The 13,871-nt window shown below is 55.5% G+C and carries 13 protein-coding genes; 7 read left to right on the top strand and 6 right to left on the bottom strand.

Annotation, left to right across the window (positions count from 1 at the left end; translation table 11 throughout):
* The first annotated feature begins 78 nt into the window (after positions 1–78).
* On the top strand, positions 79–1,098 hold the full coding sequence (locus ACR0LI_RS09480; protein WP_480620456.1) for an AraC family transcriptional regulator: 1,020 nt from the start codon (positions 79–81) through the stop codon (positions 1,096–1,098).
* Positions 1,099–1,291: 193 nt separating this feature from the next.
* Positions 1,292–2,470 carry an acyl-CoA dehydrogenase family protein gene (locus tag ACR0LI_RS09475; protein WP_480718407.1) on the top strand — a complete coding sequence of 393 codons (1,179 nt, stop codon included), beginning with the start codon at positions 1,292–1,294 and terminating at the stop codon, positions 2,468–2,470.
* Between the two features lie 530 nt (positions 2,471–3,000).
* Here ACR0LI_RS09475 and ACR0LI_RS09470 read toward each other — a convergent pair.
* Genes ACR0LI_RS09470 through ACR0LI_RS09445 form a run of 6 tightly spaced genes read right to left on the bottom strand, consistent with a single transcriptional unit; the run spans position 3,001 to position 8,227 of the window.
* Positions 3,001–3,906, bottom strand: a complete 906-nt coding sequence (locus ACR0LI_RS09470) for an HAD-IIA family hydrolase (protein WP_480718406.1) — start codon at positions 3,904–3,906, stop codon at positions 3,001–3,003.
* Positions 3,903–4,718: a phosphonate ABC transporter, permease protein PhnE gene (phnE, locus tag ACR0LI_RS09465; RefSeq protein WP_171120783.1), complete on the bottom strand. Its 816-nt coding sequence runs from the start codon at positions 4,716–4,718 to the stop codon at positions 3,903–3,905. The genes ACR0LI_RS09470 and phnE (ACR0LI_RS09465) overlap by 4 nt, the downstream gene beginning before the upstream one ends.
* Entirely contained in the window at positions 4,718–5,533 is an 816-nt protein-coding gene (gene phnE / locus ACR0LI_RS09460) for a phosphonate ABC transporter, permease protein PhnE (RefSeq protein ID WP_209833948.1), read from the bottom strand. Before phnE (ACR0LI_RS09460) ends, phnE (ACR0LI_RS09465) begins: the two co-directional genes overlap by 1 nt.
* Positions 5,530–6,324: a phosphonate ABC transporter ATP-binding protein gene (gene phnC, locus ACR0LI_RS09455; protein WP_170651922.1), complete on the bottom strand. Its 795-nt coding sequence runs from the start codon at positions 6,322–6,324 to the stop codon at positions 5,530–5,532. The genes phnE (ACR0LI_RS09460) and phnC overlap by 4 nt, the downstream gene beginning before the upstream one ends.
* Before the next feature lie 60 nt (positions 6,325–6,384).
* Positions 6,385–7,359 carry a phosphate/phosphite/phosphonate ABC transporter substrate-binding protein gene (gene phnD / locus ACR0LI_RS09450; protein WP_171636055.1) on the bottom strand — a complete coding sequence of 325 codons (975 nt, stop codon included), beginning with the start codon at positions 7,357–7,359 and terminating at the stop codon, positions 6,385–6,387.
* 58 nt (positions 7,360–7,417) lie between these two features.
* Positions 7,418–8,227, bottom strand: coding sequence for a DeoR/GlpR family DNA-binding transcription regulator (locus tag ACR0LI_RS09445; protein WP_480718405.1), 810 nt, complete (start codon positions 8,225–8,227; stop codon positions 7,418–7,420).
* Between the two features lie 244 nt (positions 8,228–8,471).
* On the opposite strand from ACR0LI_RS09445, the gene ACR0LI_RS09440 reads away from it, so the two are divergent.
* The 5 genes from ACR0LI_RS09440 to ACR0LI_RS09420 are packed head-to-tail and all read left to right on the top strand — an operon-like array spanning position 8,472 to position 13,871.
* Positions 8,472–8,936 (top strand): NUDIX hydrolase, encoded by a 465-nt coding sequence (locus ACR0LI_RS09440; protein WP_171636059.1) that lies wholly within the window; start codon positions 8,472–8,474, stop codon positions 8,934–8,936.
* Positions 8,937–8,994: 58 nt separating this feature from the next.
* Positions 8,995–10,020 (top strand): ABC transporter substrate-binding protein, encoded by a 1,026-nt coding sequence (locus ACR0LI_RS09435; protein WP_209833944.1) that lies wholly within the window; start codon positions 8,995–8,997, stop codon positions 10,018–10,020.
* The gene (locus ACR0LI_RS09430; RefSeq protein ID WP_480489102.1) at positions 10,021–12,237 is read left to right on the top strand and encodes an ABC transporter permease; all 2,217 of its coding nucleotides are present in this window, start codon (positions 10,021–10,023) and stop codon (positions 12,235–12,237) included.
* Positions 12,234–13,304, top strand: coding sequence for an ABC transporter ATP-binding protein (locus ACR0LI_RS09425; RefSeq protein ID WP_171723761.1), 1,071 nt, complete (start codon positions 12,234–12,236; stop codon positions 13,302–13,304). Before ACR0LI_RS09430 ends, ACR0LI_RS09425 begins: the two co-directional genes overlap by 4 nt.
* Positions 13,305–13,871: a histidine phosphatase family protein gene (locus ACR0LI_RS09420; protein WP_171723762.1), complete on the top strand. Its 567-nt coding sequence runs from the start codon at positions 13,305–13,307 to the stop codon at positions 13,869–13,871.

Genomic DNA, 13,871 nt, shown 5'->3' with positions numbered 1-13,871 from the left:
GTGAAGACATTGCCAATCCGCAACCTACATTCGCCGTGTTTCATCTCGACCGGAATTGGTGATACCTCCTTGCACGTCATGACCAATGTCGCGCCAACGATCCTTTCCACGGTTTCCAGCCAGTTTATCGATGACTGGCTGACGGCATTGCGTACGCTATGTCCCGAGGTTCAGATGGCATCGCTTCTCGCCCGGTCGGGTTTGGTCGCGGATACGCGTCACCCTCATGGTCGCGTCACGTTGGATCAGATCGTGTGTCTCTATCAACTTGCCGCAGTTGAGACCGGTGATGAGATGATGGGGCTTTGGAGCCGCCCAATCCGGCCGAGAGCCCTGCAACATCTTTTGACGACAGTCCGGGAGGCCACGTCTCTTTCATCGGCACTTTATCGCTTTTCGACCTTCTGGAACTTGTTGCTGGATGACTACCAGTTTGATCTGGATGACGCCGATAACATGTTGGTGCTTACGCTGAAGCCACGGGGCGCGGCTCAAGTTCAGCGGTTCGGGCACATGCTGATACTTAAACTTGCCCACGGGCTCATGTCTTGGCTGGCGGGGCACGAAGTTCCGGTCAAGGCTGTCGATTTCGTGTTTGAGCGCCCCGACTTTGATCAGGATTACGCGGTCATCTTTCCGGCACCGCTACGGTTCGGCCAAGGTGCCACCGCGATTTCGTTCGATCCGAATGCGTTGGGTCCAGTGCAGGCGCGCAGCACAAATGACCTTGACAGATTTTTACAAAACGCGCCCCGTGACTGGATCTTCACCAGTTCGCGAGAGCACACCCAATCGCTGCGGGTGCGCACCTATCTGGTCCAATCGGGATGGGACGCGGCAACCCTGACCCAGACGGCATCCGCGATGCACATGACCCCCCGCACCCTGATCCGCAGGCTGCATGCGGATGGTACATCGTTTCAGGCCATCAAGGATGCCCTGCGGCGTGATATCGCTATCCGTGATCTTCAGGCGGGGCGCAAAAGCGTTGAAGCCATCGCACATGATGTCGGATTTTCGTCGGCGGCCAATTTCCACCGGGCCTTTCAGCGCTGGACCGGAAGCACGCCAAGCTCATACCGCAGGGTGCAAATGTAGGGCGCCCGATTTGTCACTTTTGGACAATGATCTGTCATTGCACGAGATGGTCCCCAGCGGGCAGGATCGCTAGATCTTGCTGTAGAAAAACTTCTTTTCGGAAGTTTTGCCCTCAAAAACTCATCATTCCGCTCATCCATGGCTTCCCGGTTGTGGCGCCATCTGAGAATGACCGTCGTGAAAGGATCCGCCAATGTCAGACAAACTCGACACCATACTCCAAGCCGCACGCGACCACGCCGTGCAGGTGATCCTGCCCAATGTGGATGCCTGGAACGCCGCGAAGAAGTGGCCGCGCGATGCTTCGGACAAGGCCGGGGCCGCTGGCCTGACGGGCCTCTACGCCCCCGAAGAGTTTGGCGGTCAGGGCTTGCCGCTGGCGCAAGGCATTCAGGTCTATGAACAACTGGGACGGGGCGATGGTGCCTATGCCTTTGCCCTGTCGATGCATAACATCTGCACCTTCGCGGGCTGTGGTTATGGCACAGATGCCTTCAAGGAAAAGTGGGCGCGGGACCTGACATCTGGTCGAAAGCTGGCGAACTTTGCACTGACCGAACCACAATCCGGATCGGACGCAACAAACATGTATTCACGCGCCGTGGTCAATGACGACGGCACATGGACGATCAGCGGCGCGAAGGCATGGGTCAGCCTCGCGACCGAGGCGGACATCTATTTCACTGTGGTCAAGACCAGCGACACACCCGGCCACAAGGACATGGCGATGATCGCCATTCCCGCCGACGCACCGGGCCTCAGCTTTGGGCCGCTTTACGATACCCCGTCCTACAACTTCCTGCCCCTGGCCGAAATGTACATGGACAAGGTCGTGGTCGATGAAACCAACATCATCCTACCCATTGGTCAGGGTCTTCAAGGCGCGCTCATGGCCATCGATATTGCCCGTGTTTCGATTGCCTCAGGATGCTGTGGATTGATGCAATCTGCGTTGGATACGGCGTTGTCCTATTCCAAGAACCGCAAGATGTTTGGCGGCAGGAACCTTGATCTGGACGGGATCCAGTGGATGCTGGGCGAGGTTGCAACCGACCTTGAAGCCTCAAAGCTTCTCTACCGAAAGGCGGCAGACTCCCTTGGCACGCCCGAAGGCCGCTTGATGGCCGCTCATGCCAAACGGTTTGTGCCAGATGCCGCAGTAAAGGCTGCGAACACCTGTACGCAGGTCCTGGGTGGTGCAGGGCTGTTGCAACCCTACGGCCTGGATCGCTTGTCCCGCCTCGCGCAAATGCTGCGGATCGTGGACGGGACGACAGAAATCAGCCGTGTGGTCATCGGGCGGGCCTTGCAAAAACGCGCGGCAACTCTGCCTGATCTGCCGGTACCGAAAGGTTTTGGCGAGACCGACTGAATGTCCCGCACCGGTTCGATGGGCGCAAATCTGAGATTCTGCGCAGACATCAGCAAGATCAAAAGGTACCGCATTATTGCGGCCGGTTGCCTGAATGGTTGACCGTGGTGCTAACTCGCCATGAACAAGGTCGCGCAAAGCGTATGAAGCTTTGCTTTCTGACGACACTGACATGTGGGACGGTGAAAGGTGGGGGCAGGGGAGTCGGGCGCATCAATAATCCCGACCTCTCCATCCAGCCCGAAACATGCCAATCGCGATTACGGAACATTGCAATCTGACGAACCGGAAGCCTTTCAAGGCAGACATGCTCCGTTAAGCCGACGACGGCCATGCGCATAAAGCGGGCATTGCACAGGTCGGAATGCGGCCCAAGCCGGACATGAGCTCAGAGCTCAGTTGTTGAGGATGGTTTTCCAAGGCCGCCGTTCACACGCGGCGCTTCATGCACTTCGGCGGCATGTTCGCAACGCAGATTCACCGGATGTTCGAGTTAACAGGAAAACGTATCTAAGCGGAACGCCCTGACATCAAGGCCGGTTTAAAACAAAGTTCGGTGCTATCCCTGCCTTCATGATCGCTGCTTCAACATCATGCCCTGCGAAGAAACCGTATCCCGAGATGAGTGCGGAAGCTATGCCTGCTTCTCGTGCGCCCAGTATGTCGGTGTGAAGGCTGTCGCCAACCATCAGAACCCGGGACTTGTCGATGTGTCCGAGACGTTGGAAAGCAATATCATAGATATTGGCGAAAGGCTTTCCAAAGAACTGAGGGGCGACGCCTGTCCGGTCTGCCAGCCGGTGCGCGTAAAGACCGGGTTCCTTGGAAAAACCGTACTCGCGCGGAGCGACAATGTCAGGGTTGCCGACCAATACCGGGCGGGGACGCTCTTGCAAAGTGGCCTCCAACATGGCTTGTCGCGCTTCATTCCAAACCGCTGACCCGATCAACAAGAACCCGTCGACGGTTTCGTAGGGCTTCGGGTCATCCTCCAGGTAGGACAGTTTCAGCCCCTCCAGATCGCGAAGGCCGGCACTGGGGGCCGCCATCAATCCCCAATGCAAATCACTTTGGCCGTTCAGTTCAGACAACAACGTGGCCCGGCTGGTGATCACGTCTTGTGGTGCAAAATCGTAACCAAGCCTGTTGTACTTCTTAATAAGAGTTGCGTGGGGAAACCCGGCGGCATTCGACACGACCAGAACACGTTTGCCGGCGGCTGTCAGCGACCTGACCCGATCTGGCGTATCCGGGATTGCCGTATCACCAATATTGAGAACCCCGAAAGCATCGAGGAAGAACACGTCAAACTCATGAGCTATGTCCTCCAGCGTGTCCGCCTGGCGATAGCTCAATTCGGTAGATCTGGTTTGCGGCAGGCGATGTCGCACAGCCTCGTAGGCGTCAAAAGCTTCTTGCACAGAGAAACCGGTCAAATGATGGCCCCTCGTACTTTCGCCGAAACCCATTCACTGATCATAACCGCGACGAGAATGACAATCAGGATCAGGCTGACTTGTGGCCAAGCCAGAACGTTGAGCGAAGCCGACAATTGCAACCCGATACCTCCGGCTCCAACCAGCCCGAGCACCGTGGATTCGCGGATGTTGATATCCCAACGGAAAACAGCAATGCCTGCAAACGCGGGCAGGATTTGCGGTACGATCCCATAGGCCATGACCTGCCAGCGTGAAGCACCGGTTGCCGTGATTGCTTCGACCTGCGTGTGATCAATCTCCTCGATCGCTTCGTAAAGAAGCTTTGCGCAAAACCCGATTGAACGAATGGCGATTGCTATGACACCGGCGAAAACTCCGGGACCAATAATTGCGATCAGAAGAAGCGCCCAGATCAACGAGTTGATAGAGCGAGTCGAGACAATGACCAACAGGGCAATCGGCCGGATGAACAAGGCCGATGGCGTTGTGTTACGGGCCGCCAAAAAGGCGACGGGCACTGCCATGCACAGGGCAATGATTGTTCCCAATGTGGCGATATTTAGCGTGTCCCAAATCGGGCGGCCCAGTTGGGTGATGTACTCCCATTTAGGGGGCGTTGCCCGTGTCCAGATATCATTGGCGATGCGGGGCGCGTCCCAGACGAAAAACCAAGTGGTCGATTCCGAGATCAGCTGCCAGCAGTAAACAAAGATCGCCACGCCCAACAGCCAGCCGAACCAACGAACCAAGCTCTGACCGGTTGTCCGGCGACGCCAGATTTGCGCATCGTCGCGTTCAAGTATCGGCATTATTGAACCCTCGCTCGAATAATTCCCGAAAGGTATTCCAGAGCCATCACGATGCCGATGATCAGAATGAGAATGGCCGCCGCGGTGTCGTATTCATAGCGGTCGAATGCGGTGTTCAAAGTCGCACCAATTCCACCAGCCCCCACAAGCCCGAGGATCGCGCTTTCCCGGAAGTTGATGTCGATCCGATACATGGAAAGGCCCACAAGTCGCGGCATCACTTGCGGCTGAACTCCATAGTTGATCCATTGTGGCCAACGCGCTCCAGAGGCCTTGATCGCCTCGGCCTGAACCTTGTCCATGGCTTCGATGTCTTCGGCCAGAAGTTTCGAAAGAAACCCTATGGTGGCGAAGGAAAGCGTCAGAAATCCGGCCAACGGGCCAAAGCCGAAGATCGCCACAAGCAATATGGCAACGATGATCTCTTGCAATGCCCGGCTTATCGCAACAATACCTCGGCAAATCATATAGATTGGCAATGGCGCGATGTTACGGGCAGCCCCCAGCCCGATCGGGATCGATATCAGGATACCCACGACCGACGCGGCCACGGTCATCACGATACTTTCCAGAAGGCCGCTCCAAATATCTGACCACCGTGAAATGAAGTCTGGGCTGGTGAATGCAAGCACAAACGCCCAACCGCGATCCAGCCCTTCATAGACACGACCCCAATCGACTTCGATGGTCATAAAGGCTGCGATCAGGTAGGCGAGAAATCCAAAGAGCAATGCCCAGCGGAGCACTGGGTTCTTGACAAAGGCAGGCTTACGCCAGCCTTTTCCCAGCATGTCGTCCAATTCTCGATGGCTCATTCTGCGGCCTCGACATCTTCATCTTCGTCCACTTTTTCGATGGTTGCCTCCCAGTCCTCTTCCCCATAGATCTCGGTCAGCTTCTCAGGGGTAAGGCCGGTGGGAAGCCCATCATACACAATTTCGCCAAATCGGAGTCCCACAACACGGGGAACAAACATCTGAGCGAGCGCCACATCATGGATATTGATGATGGCCGCCAATCCGCGTTCCTGACATAACTCGGTGATCAGCCGCATGATTTGACGGCTGGTCTTTGGGTCCAGCGACGCGGTTGGCTCATCAACCAGCAACAGTTTCGGGTTTTGAATCAATGCTCGACAAATGCCCACCCTTTGGCGTTGACCACCAGATAGCTCATCTGCCCGCTTGTCAGCCATGTGTAACAACCCGACCCGATCGAGCAAGCGGAAGGCTTCGTCCACATCCGACTGCGGATACCGCCGCAGGAAACTGCGCCAGAATCCCACGTATCCCAGCCTGCCGGACAATACGTTTTCCATCACCGTGAGGCGTTCGACCAACGCATATTCCTGAAAGATCATACCCATTTCGCGGCGTGCTTTCCGAAGCGCGCCCGATCCGAGCTTGGTCAGGTCAACCTCATCCAGAAGGACACCGCCGCTTGAAGGTTCAACCAAGCGGTTGATGCAACGGATCATGGTCGATTTGCCCGCGCCCGAGGGCCCGATCAACGCCAGAACCTGTCCTTTTGGAACCTCAAGATCGATGGCCTTCAGCGCCTGATCTCCGGTCTTGTATGTTTTCGTCAGCTTTTGAAGACGCAGCATGAAATGCCCCAGATTAGGGTGAACAGCGGGCCCTTTCAGGCCCGCCGGATGAGCCAAAAATTACTGGCAGGCGTAAGAGACGCCATTTGCCGCGTCAATTTTACGAATGACGTCCCAGAATTCCTGATAGGTCATCTCAAGGAATTGGCCTTCGTTCGATTTTGAGAACTCCGCCTCCAGTGTCGTGCCTTCCCATTCGAAACTAAAAAACGCATTGCGGATTTTTTCCTGCAACTCGGGCGTCAGGTTGTAAACGGTGCCAAACCCTGTGGTCGGGAAGGTCTGCGACTTGTAGATCGTAACGACATCATCTTCCTTGATCACATCGCGCGAGATCATCCGGGATTTTACCGAATTCGCGATGGATGCCGCCAGGTAATCCTTGTTGGCGACACCCAGGATCGAGTTGTCGTGCTTGCCCGAGTAGACAGGTTCGAAATCGCGTTCGGGCAGAAGATCAAAATCGCTTTTCAGGATCGCCGAGGGCGCTTTGAATCCCGAGTTGGATGTAGGCGATGTGAAAGCCAGTTGTTTCCCCTTGATGTCTTCGACCTTTTCGATGCCCGAACCTGGATAGGTGATGATCTCCATCTCGTAACCAAAATTTCCGTCCTTCGAAGCCATGATTGTGAAGGGGCGGAACCCGGCGCAGTTTACCGCCAGTGGGTTGGAACCGGTGTTGAAGCCTGCAATGTGCAAACGCCCCGAACGCATCGCCTCGATCTGGGCCGCGTTGTTTTGAACAGGGAAAAAGACGACGTCCTTGCCAGTTTCTGCTTTCAAATGGTCAAGAAAATCTGACCACGCGGTTTTGTATACGGCGGGATCTTCAACCGGCGTATAGGCAAAAATCAAAGTGTCGGGATCTATCTGCTCGGAAGGATCTGTGGGGATATCCGCGATCAAATCCCCGTCGGCATCACAAAAACGCTCGTCCAAGTCACCGCGTGGACAATCCTGCGCCGACGCCGTTCCACTTATCGACATGAGCGCGATTGCAGATGCCCCAAGCAATAGTTTGATATCGATCTTCATGTTTTCCTCCCAGTCAAGTGCGGTGCTTTTTATCCGCTGTTAATCAGTCATTTCATATCTACCCGGCGACGAGAACGTCGACCAGGGCGCTTTCAATGGCGTTACGCAATTCTCCTGTTGGTTTTTTGTCGGTGATTATCGAATCCAGGTCGTCAAGGTCCCCTACTTGAGACAGGCCTTTCCGGCCGAATTTCCCGGAATCGACAAGAAGGTGCCGTTTCTCGGCTCGCGACAGCATTGCCCTCTTTATTGCCGCAAAGCCGCGCACTGTTTCTGAAGGTCCATCGGTCGAAAACCCAGAGGAACCGATCATGCACCTGTCGACGTTGAAACGGGACAGAAACTCCAGCGTCTCGGTTCCGATCGTTGCAGACTCGGTTGCCAAGTATTCCCCCGGGCATAACAGCACTTGTGCAGCCCCATGGCCAAGGGTCATGGCTACAGGAATGGAATTGGTGATTACGGTGCAAGGTGTGCCAATATAAGCCAGTGCACGTGCCATTTCGATTGTGGTCGAGCCGGAATCGATCATGACCGTTTCACCGCTCTGGATCACTTCTGCCGCTGTGGCGCCAATTCGTTCACGCTCCTCAACCTGAGCGTTTGTTCGCTCATCCAGACCCGGATAGTGCCCTTGCGCGGCGGCCGATGCCCCCCCGTGTGCCCGCGCTATCAAGCCATCATTCGACAGAGCATCGAAGTCTCTGCGTACCGTCTCGGTGGAGACGTTGAACCGCTGCGCCAGTTCGTTGATGCGAACGTGCGGGCGCAGCTTCAGTTCCAGCAATATCTGCTGGCGCCGGTCGGATTTCTTTACCCGGCTGTGGTTCTTTTCAGACATTTTGCCGCGCGTTTTAGTTTTGGACATCCGACGACCCGACTAGGTTTCGAAATCCACTTTTGTGGGCTTTCGGTCATAATGCAATATTTTTTGTTGCATAACCCTCGGAAGGTTGTGAGAATTCGAGCGAACACAAGTATTTCGAAGCGCAAAGCAAAGATGCACAGGCTGATCAAATTCAGAATACGAGCCAAGGCAAAGCGTTGACCGGCCAACTTGCCAATGAGACTGCTTCCTTTTGGTTCTTGATCGTGTGGCATTGAGAGGCGGCATGAGCGACAGCGAAACGGCAGATCAGATTGCGGCGCTTCCGATGCGCTGGGACAAGGCTGGCAAGTTGCGCGTTCTTATGGTCACTTCGCGGGATACCGGCCGGTGGGTTATCCCGAAAGGATGGCTGATGGACGGCAAAAAACCATGGCAAGCCGCTGAAATCGAAGCGCAAGAAGAAGCAGGCGCCGTCGGCACCATATCGAAACGGCCAATCGGTCATTTTTTCTATGATAAACGATACGAGGGGCAAAGCAGCGTTCGCTGCCGCGTCACCCTTTATCCGATGGTCGTCGAAAAGCTGAAGCGACGCTGGAAGGAAAAAGGTGAACGTACGCGTCACTGGTTTTCACCGGCAAAGGCCGCAAAGTTGGTTCAAGAAAGCGACCTGTCAGATTTGCTGAACAATCTGACAGACAATCCAGAAGTCAAAATTGTCATAAAGAAACTTCGACAGGCTGCATGAGGAAGGGCATGAAAGAACCGGGAAACCCGGACGCATCAAGCTCAAAGGGAGGAAGAAAATGAGGAAATTGATATCCACCACGGTTGGATCGGTGATCGCCCTGGCTGCGTCACTGTCGGCGGCACAGGCCGACAAACTGACATTTTATTGTTCGGCACAAGAAGACTGGTGCCAACTGATGGCGCGCAGCTTTGAAGATGCGACGGGCATCGACGTCAACATGACCCGGAAGTCGTCAGGGGAAACCTTTGCGCAAATACGCGCCGAAAGCTCGAATCCGAAAGGGGACGTTTGGTGGGGCGGTACGGGTGATCCGCATTTGCAGGCCGCCGAAGAGGGCCTGACGATGGAATACATTTCGCCAATGCGCGATCAGCTTCATGATTGGGCGATATCCCAGGCAGAAAGCGCGGGTAACAGAACGATCGGCATCTATTCGGGCGCACTTGGCTACGGCTACAATGCCGATCTTATCGCTGCAAACAACCTGCCCGAACCGGCCTGTTGGAAAGACCTGCTGAAGCCCGAATACAAGGGCCACGTTCAGATGGCGAATCCGAACTCATCAGGTACGGCCTACACCACGCTGGCGTCGATGGTGCAGATCTTCGGCGAGGATGAAGGCTTTGAGTTCATGAAGGGCCTGCATTCGAACATCAATCAGTACACCAAATCCGGATCGGCGCCGATCAAGGCCGCCGGTCGTGGCGAGAACACAATTGGTATCGTCTTCATGCATGACGCCGTGAAACAGGCCGTTTCCGGGTTCCCGATCAAGGTCGTCGCGCCATGCGAAGGTACGGGATACGAGATTGGCTCGATGTCGATTATTGACGGAGCCCGCAACGAGGAAGAAGCGAAGAAGTTCTATGATTGGGCTCTTTCGCCCGAAGCTCAGAACCTTGCTTTGCAGGTCAACGCGTTCCAGGTGCCATCGAACAAGAACGCAAAAACTTCGGAGAGCGCGCCAGACATGAGTCAGATCAAGCTGATTGATTATGACTTCAAAAAGTATGGGTCCTCGGACGAACGGAAGCGTCTGTTGCAGAAATGGGACGAAGAAGTTTCGACTCTGCCGCAGTAAATGACTGACCGGACTTCAAAAACGACCCATCCGGTTCTGATCTTCTGGATCACGGCCGGGTGGGTCGGATTCTGCCTGTTGCCTTGGTATATGGTCGACGGTGGCCTTTGGTCGTTCGAGTGGCTTTTGGACGGCTATCCATTCGATGAGGATTACGCCCCCGCTGCGTTTCTGATTGGGCAGGGCGAAAAACTTTGGCTCGCGCCGCTTTTGATCGCACTGGCCCTGCCGCTTCTGGTGTTGAAGCGCACCAAATCTGATCCAGTTTACGCCCGCATACTGATCCTGTCAGGGGCGCTTGGCTTTGGCTGGCTGATCGCTCAGGGGTTCAGCATTGGCATCAGAGGTTTCAACTTTCATTGGTTGGAGGCGATGTTTGGCGAGCTTGGCGACCGTCAGTTCGGCATGGGCTATGGCGCGATGATTTGCGCCTCGAGCTTTCTGTTCCTGCTTACTCAGGGGATTGCGGCAAGGGGTGCCATTAACGGTGACGTCTTTGTCGTAAGCGCCATCGGAGGCGTTATTACAATTGTCACCGTGTTTGTCTTTTTTCCCATCGCGAAGATGCTTTTCGCTGCCTTCATCACCGAAGACGGCGCGTATTCCATCGCGGTCTTCTTCTCGAAGTTTTTCGATGATCGACTGTGGGGTCTGGGGTGTTTTCAGGGCGCGCGTTGTGGCGCCGCCTGGAATTCACTGTTCCTTGCCATCCTCGTTGGCGTCATCACCACGGTCCTGGGTCTTTGCTTTGCACTTGTCGTGACGCGCTCAGGCTTTCGCTACAAGCGCGCGCTGCGGGCTCTGACCGTTCTGCCAATAATCACCCCGCCATTCGTGATCGGCCTGGCGCTGATCCTGCTTTTTGGCCTGTCCGGCTCTGTCACCCGGTTCTTTGCCGAACTGTTCGGCACGCAACCAACACGCTGGCTGTATGGAATGCCGGGCATCCTGATTGCGCAGACACTCGCGTTTACACCAATTGCGTTTCTTGTTCTGATTGGTGTGGTTGAAGGCGTCTCTCCGTCGATGGAAGAAGCGGCGCAAACGCTCCGCGCCAGCAGATGGCAGACATTCAAGACGGTTTCCTTGCCCCTGATGCGGCCTGGTCTTGCGAACGCATTTCTTCTGGGCTTCATCGAAAGCATGGCCGATTTCGGAAATCCGCTTGTATTGGGCGGGAATTTCGACGTGCTTTCGACCGAGATATTCTTTGCCATCGTCGGCGCTCAGTACGATCAAGGCAGGGCTGCGGTTCTGGCCATGGTGCTGCTGTTCTTTACTCTTTCCGCCTTTTACGCGCAGCGTGTCTGGCTGGGGAAGAAAAGCTACACAACCGTCACCGGCAAAGGGGATGCCGGCGTCCATCCACTGATGCCCACTGGCCTTTCTGTTCCGGTACTGCTCGTCGCTCTGGGTTGGGCGCTGTTCACAATTGTTGTCTACGCGATGATCATTTACGGCAGTGTTGTCGAGCTGTGGGGCGTCGACAACTCGCTGACGATCAAACACTATATCACTGCATTCTCGGTCCGCTTCGAAGAAGAGGGTATTCGCTGGACCGGGGCAGCTTGGGACAGTTTCTGGACCACCATAACCATCGCGGCCATTGCTGCCCCGCTGACTGCCGCCGTTGGCCTGGTGACCGCCTATCTGCTGACAAGACAAAGTTTTGCAGGCAAGAACGCTTTCGAATTTGGAACAATGCTGTCCTTCGCCATCCCCGGGACAGTAATCGGCGTCAGCTACATCCTGGCCTTCAACGTTCCGCCAATTGAAATCACGGGTACGGGTGTCATTCTCGTGGTCAGCTTCATCTTCCGCAATATGCCGGTCGGCGTTCGTGCGGGGATCGCGAGCATGTCGCAGCTTGACCGCAGCCTTGATGAATCCTCGCTGACCCTTGGTGCAAACTCGTGGCAGACGTTCCGAAACATCATTCTGCCGCTGTTGCGCCCTGCGATACTTGCCGCGCTTGTATACAGCTTTGTGCGCGCCATGACGGCGATCTCGGCCGTCATCTTTCTGGTCAGTGCAGAATATGACATGGCGACCAGCTACATCATCGGTCGGGTCGAGAACAACGACTATGGCCTTGCGATCGCCTATTCGACGACGCTGATCTTCGTGATGCTCGCGGCGGTCGGCTTATTGCAACTTCTCGTCGGTCGGGTCCAAATTGGCCGACGCACGCAGCACGGAACGGAGACATCGCCATGACCGACACCAAAATCGGTTCCAAGGCTGCCCCAGTACGCTTTGAGAACGTGTCGAAAGTGTTCGGCAAGGATGTCGTCGCTGTCGACAACATCAACCTGAACGTCGAGGCGGGAAAGCTCGTCACACTGCTTGGCCCGTCAGGCTGTGGGAAAACAACGACTCTGCGCATGATTGCCGGGTTGGAAATGGCAAGCTCGGGCAAGATCCTGATCGGAGATCGGGACGTGACCAAATTGCCTGCCACCGACCGTGACGTATCCATGGTGTTCCAGTCATACGCGCTTTTCCCTCACATGAGCGTGCTGGAAAACGTGATGTATGGCCTCACCTTCTCGGGTTTTGCAAAGGATGAAGCCCGCAGCCGCGCTCTGAATGGATTGGAACTTGTTGGTCTTCAGGGGTTCGACAACCGTCTTCCCTCTGAACTGTCGGGGGGTCAACAACAGCGTGTTGCAGTCGCCCGCGCGCTGGTTCTTGAGCCGCAGGTTCTGCTGTTCGACGAGCCGTTGTCCAACCTCGATGCCAAGCTTCGCCGTCAGGTGCGAGAGGATATTCGGGCAATCCAGCAAGAACTTGGTTTGACAGTTGTCTACGTGACCCACGATCAGGAAGAGGCACTGGCGGTCTCGGATGAGATTGTCGTCATGCGCAACGCAGCAATCGCCCAAATGGGCACACCCCGCCAGCTTTACGATGCCCCGAACGACCGATTTGTTGCCGATTTCATAGGCGAGGCAAATCTTTTGGAGTGCCAAATCGTCGAAATCAACGGCGACGCGGCAACGATAGAAATAGAAGGTTACCGCCACACGCTACCACGTCGCGGATTGTCCGAAGGACCTGCAACCATCGCTGTGCGCCCCTCGCGTCTGGTCATCGGTTCAGACCAAGGCATCCCAGCCACGGTGGCCAAGGCGACCTATGTTGGCGTTCGGATGGAATATACGCTGACCGGTGCATTCGGTCAGGTTTTTGCTGTACACGATGACGTCGATACGCCGCTTGATCCCGGCACAAAAACCAAAATGGGCTTTGCTGACAAAGGCCCCGTTCTTTTGCCGGATTAAATGCCGAAACTCATTATCATCTCGCACCCCGAGGTCTCTGTCGATCCGGCCGTTCCGATAACTGAGTGGGGATTGAACGCTGTGGGCCGCAAACGCGCTACCGAATTTGCATCCAGTGAAGTCTTATCCAACGTGATGCAGATATGGACCAGTGGCGAGCGGAAGGCCCGCGAAACAGGTGAGATTCTTGCTGCACCACAAGCGTTACCCGTGAATTGCAACTGGGGTCTTGGTGAGAACGACCGCAGCGCAACCGGTTACTTGCCTCGGGACGATTTCGAGGCCGCCGCCGATGCTTTCTTTGCGCAGCCGGATACGAGCTATCGCGGTTGGGAAACAGCTGTCGAGGCGCAGAGACGCATTCATCGCGCAGTAACAGAGATAATCCAGACGCATGATGCCGGGGATCTTGCAATCACGACACACGGGGCAGTAGGCACATTGCTTTGGTGCGCACTTTCGGATTGTTCGATAGACCGCAAGTATGACCAGCCCTCACAAGGCCATTTCTGGCAGGCTGATCTAGCGACACTCAAACCTGATTCAGGTTGGGTCTCTTTGACTTAG

The organism is Ruegeria sp. CL7 (assembly GCF_056536445.1).
This window is presented reverse-complemented; position numbering and strand designations above follow the sequence as displayed.

Coding starts and splice junctions, on each gene's coding strand:
- ACR0LI_RS09445 (WP_480718405.1), bottom strand. CDS start 8,227: ATGTCCAAAACTAAAACGCGCGGCAAAATGTCTGAAAAGAACCACAGC.
- ACR0LI_RS09480 (WP_480620456.1), top strand. CDS start 79: ATGACCAATGTCGCGCCAACGATCCTTTCCACGGTTTCCAGCCAGTTT.
- ACR0LI_RS09440 (WP_171636059.1), top strand. CDS start 8,472: ATGAGCGACAGCGAAACGGCAGATCAGATTGCGGCGCTTCCGATGCGC.
- phnE (WP_209833948.1), bottom strand. CDS start 5,533: ATGAGCCATCGAGAATTGGACGACATGCTGGGAAAAGGCTGGCGTAAG.
- phnD (WP_171636055.1), bottom strand. CDS start 7,359: ATGAAGATCGATATCAAACTATTGCTTGGGGCATCTGCAATCGCGCTC.
- phnE (WP_171120783.1), bottom strand. CDS start 4,718: ATGCCGATACTTGAACGCGACGATGCGCAAATCTGGCGTCGCCGGACA.
- ACR0LI_RS09420 (WP_171723762.1), top strand. CDS start 13,305: ATGCCGAAACTCATTATCATCTCGCACCCCGAGGTCTCTGTCGATCCG.
- ACR0LI_RS09430 (WP_480489102.1), top strand. CDS start 10,021: ATGACTGACCGGACTTCAAAAACGACCCATCCGGTTCTGATCTTCTGG.
- ACR0LI_RS09435 (WP_209833944.1), top strand. CDS start 8,995: ATGAGGAAATTGATATCCACCACGGTTGGATCGGTGATCGCCCTGGCT.
- phnC (WP_170651922.1), bottom strand. CDS start 6,324: ATGCTGCGTCTTCAAAAGCTGACGAAAACATACAAGACCGGAGATCAG.
- ACR0LI_RS09475 (WP_480718407.1), top strand. CDS start 1,292: ATGTCAGACAAACTCGACACCATACTCCAAGCCGCACGCGACCACGCC.
- ACR0LI_RS09425 (WP_171723761.1), top strand. CDS start 12,234: ATGACCGACACCAAAATCGGTTCCAAGGCTGCCCCAGTACGCTTTGAG.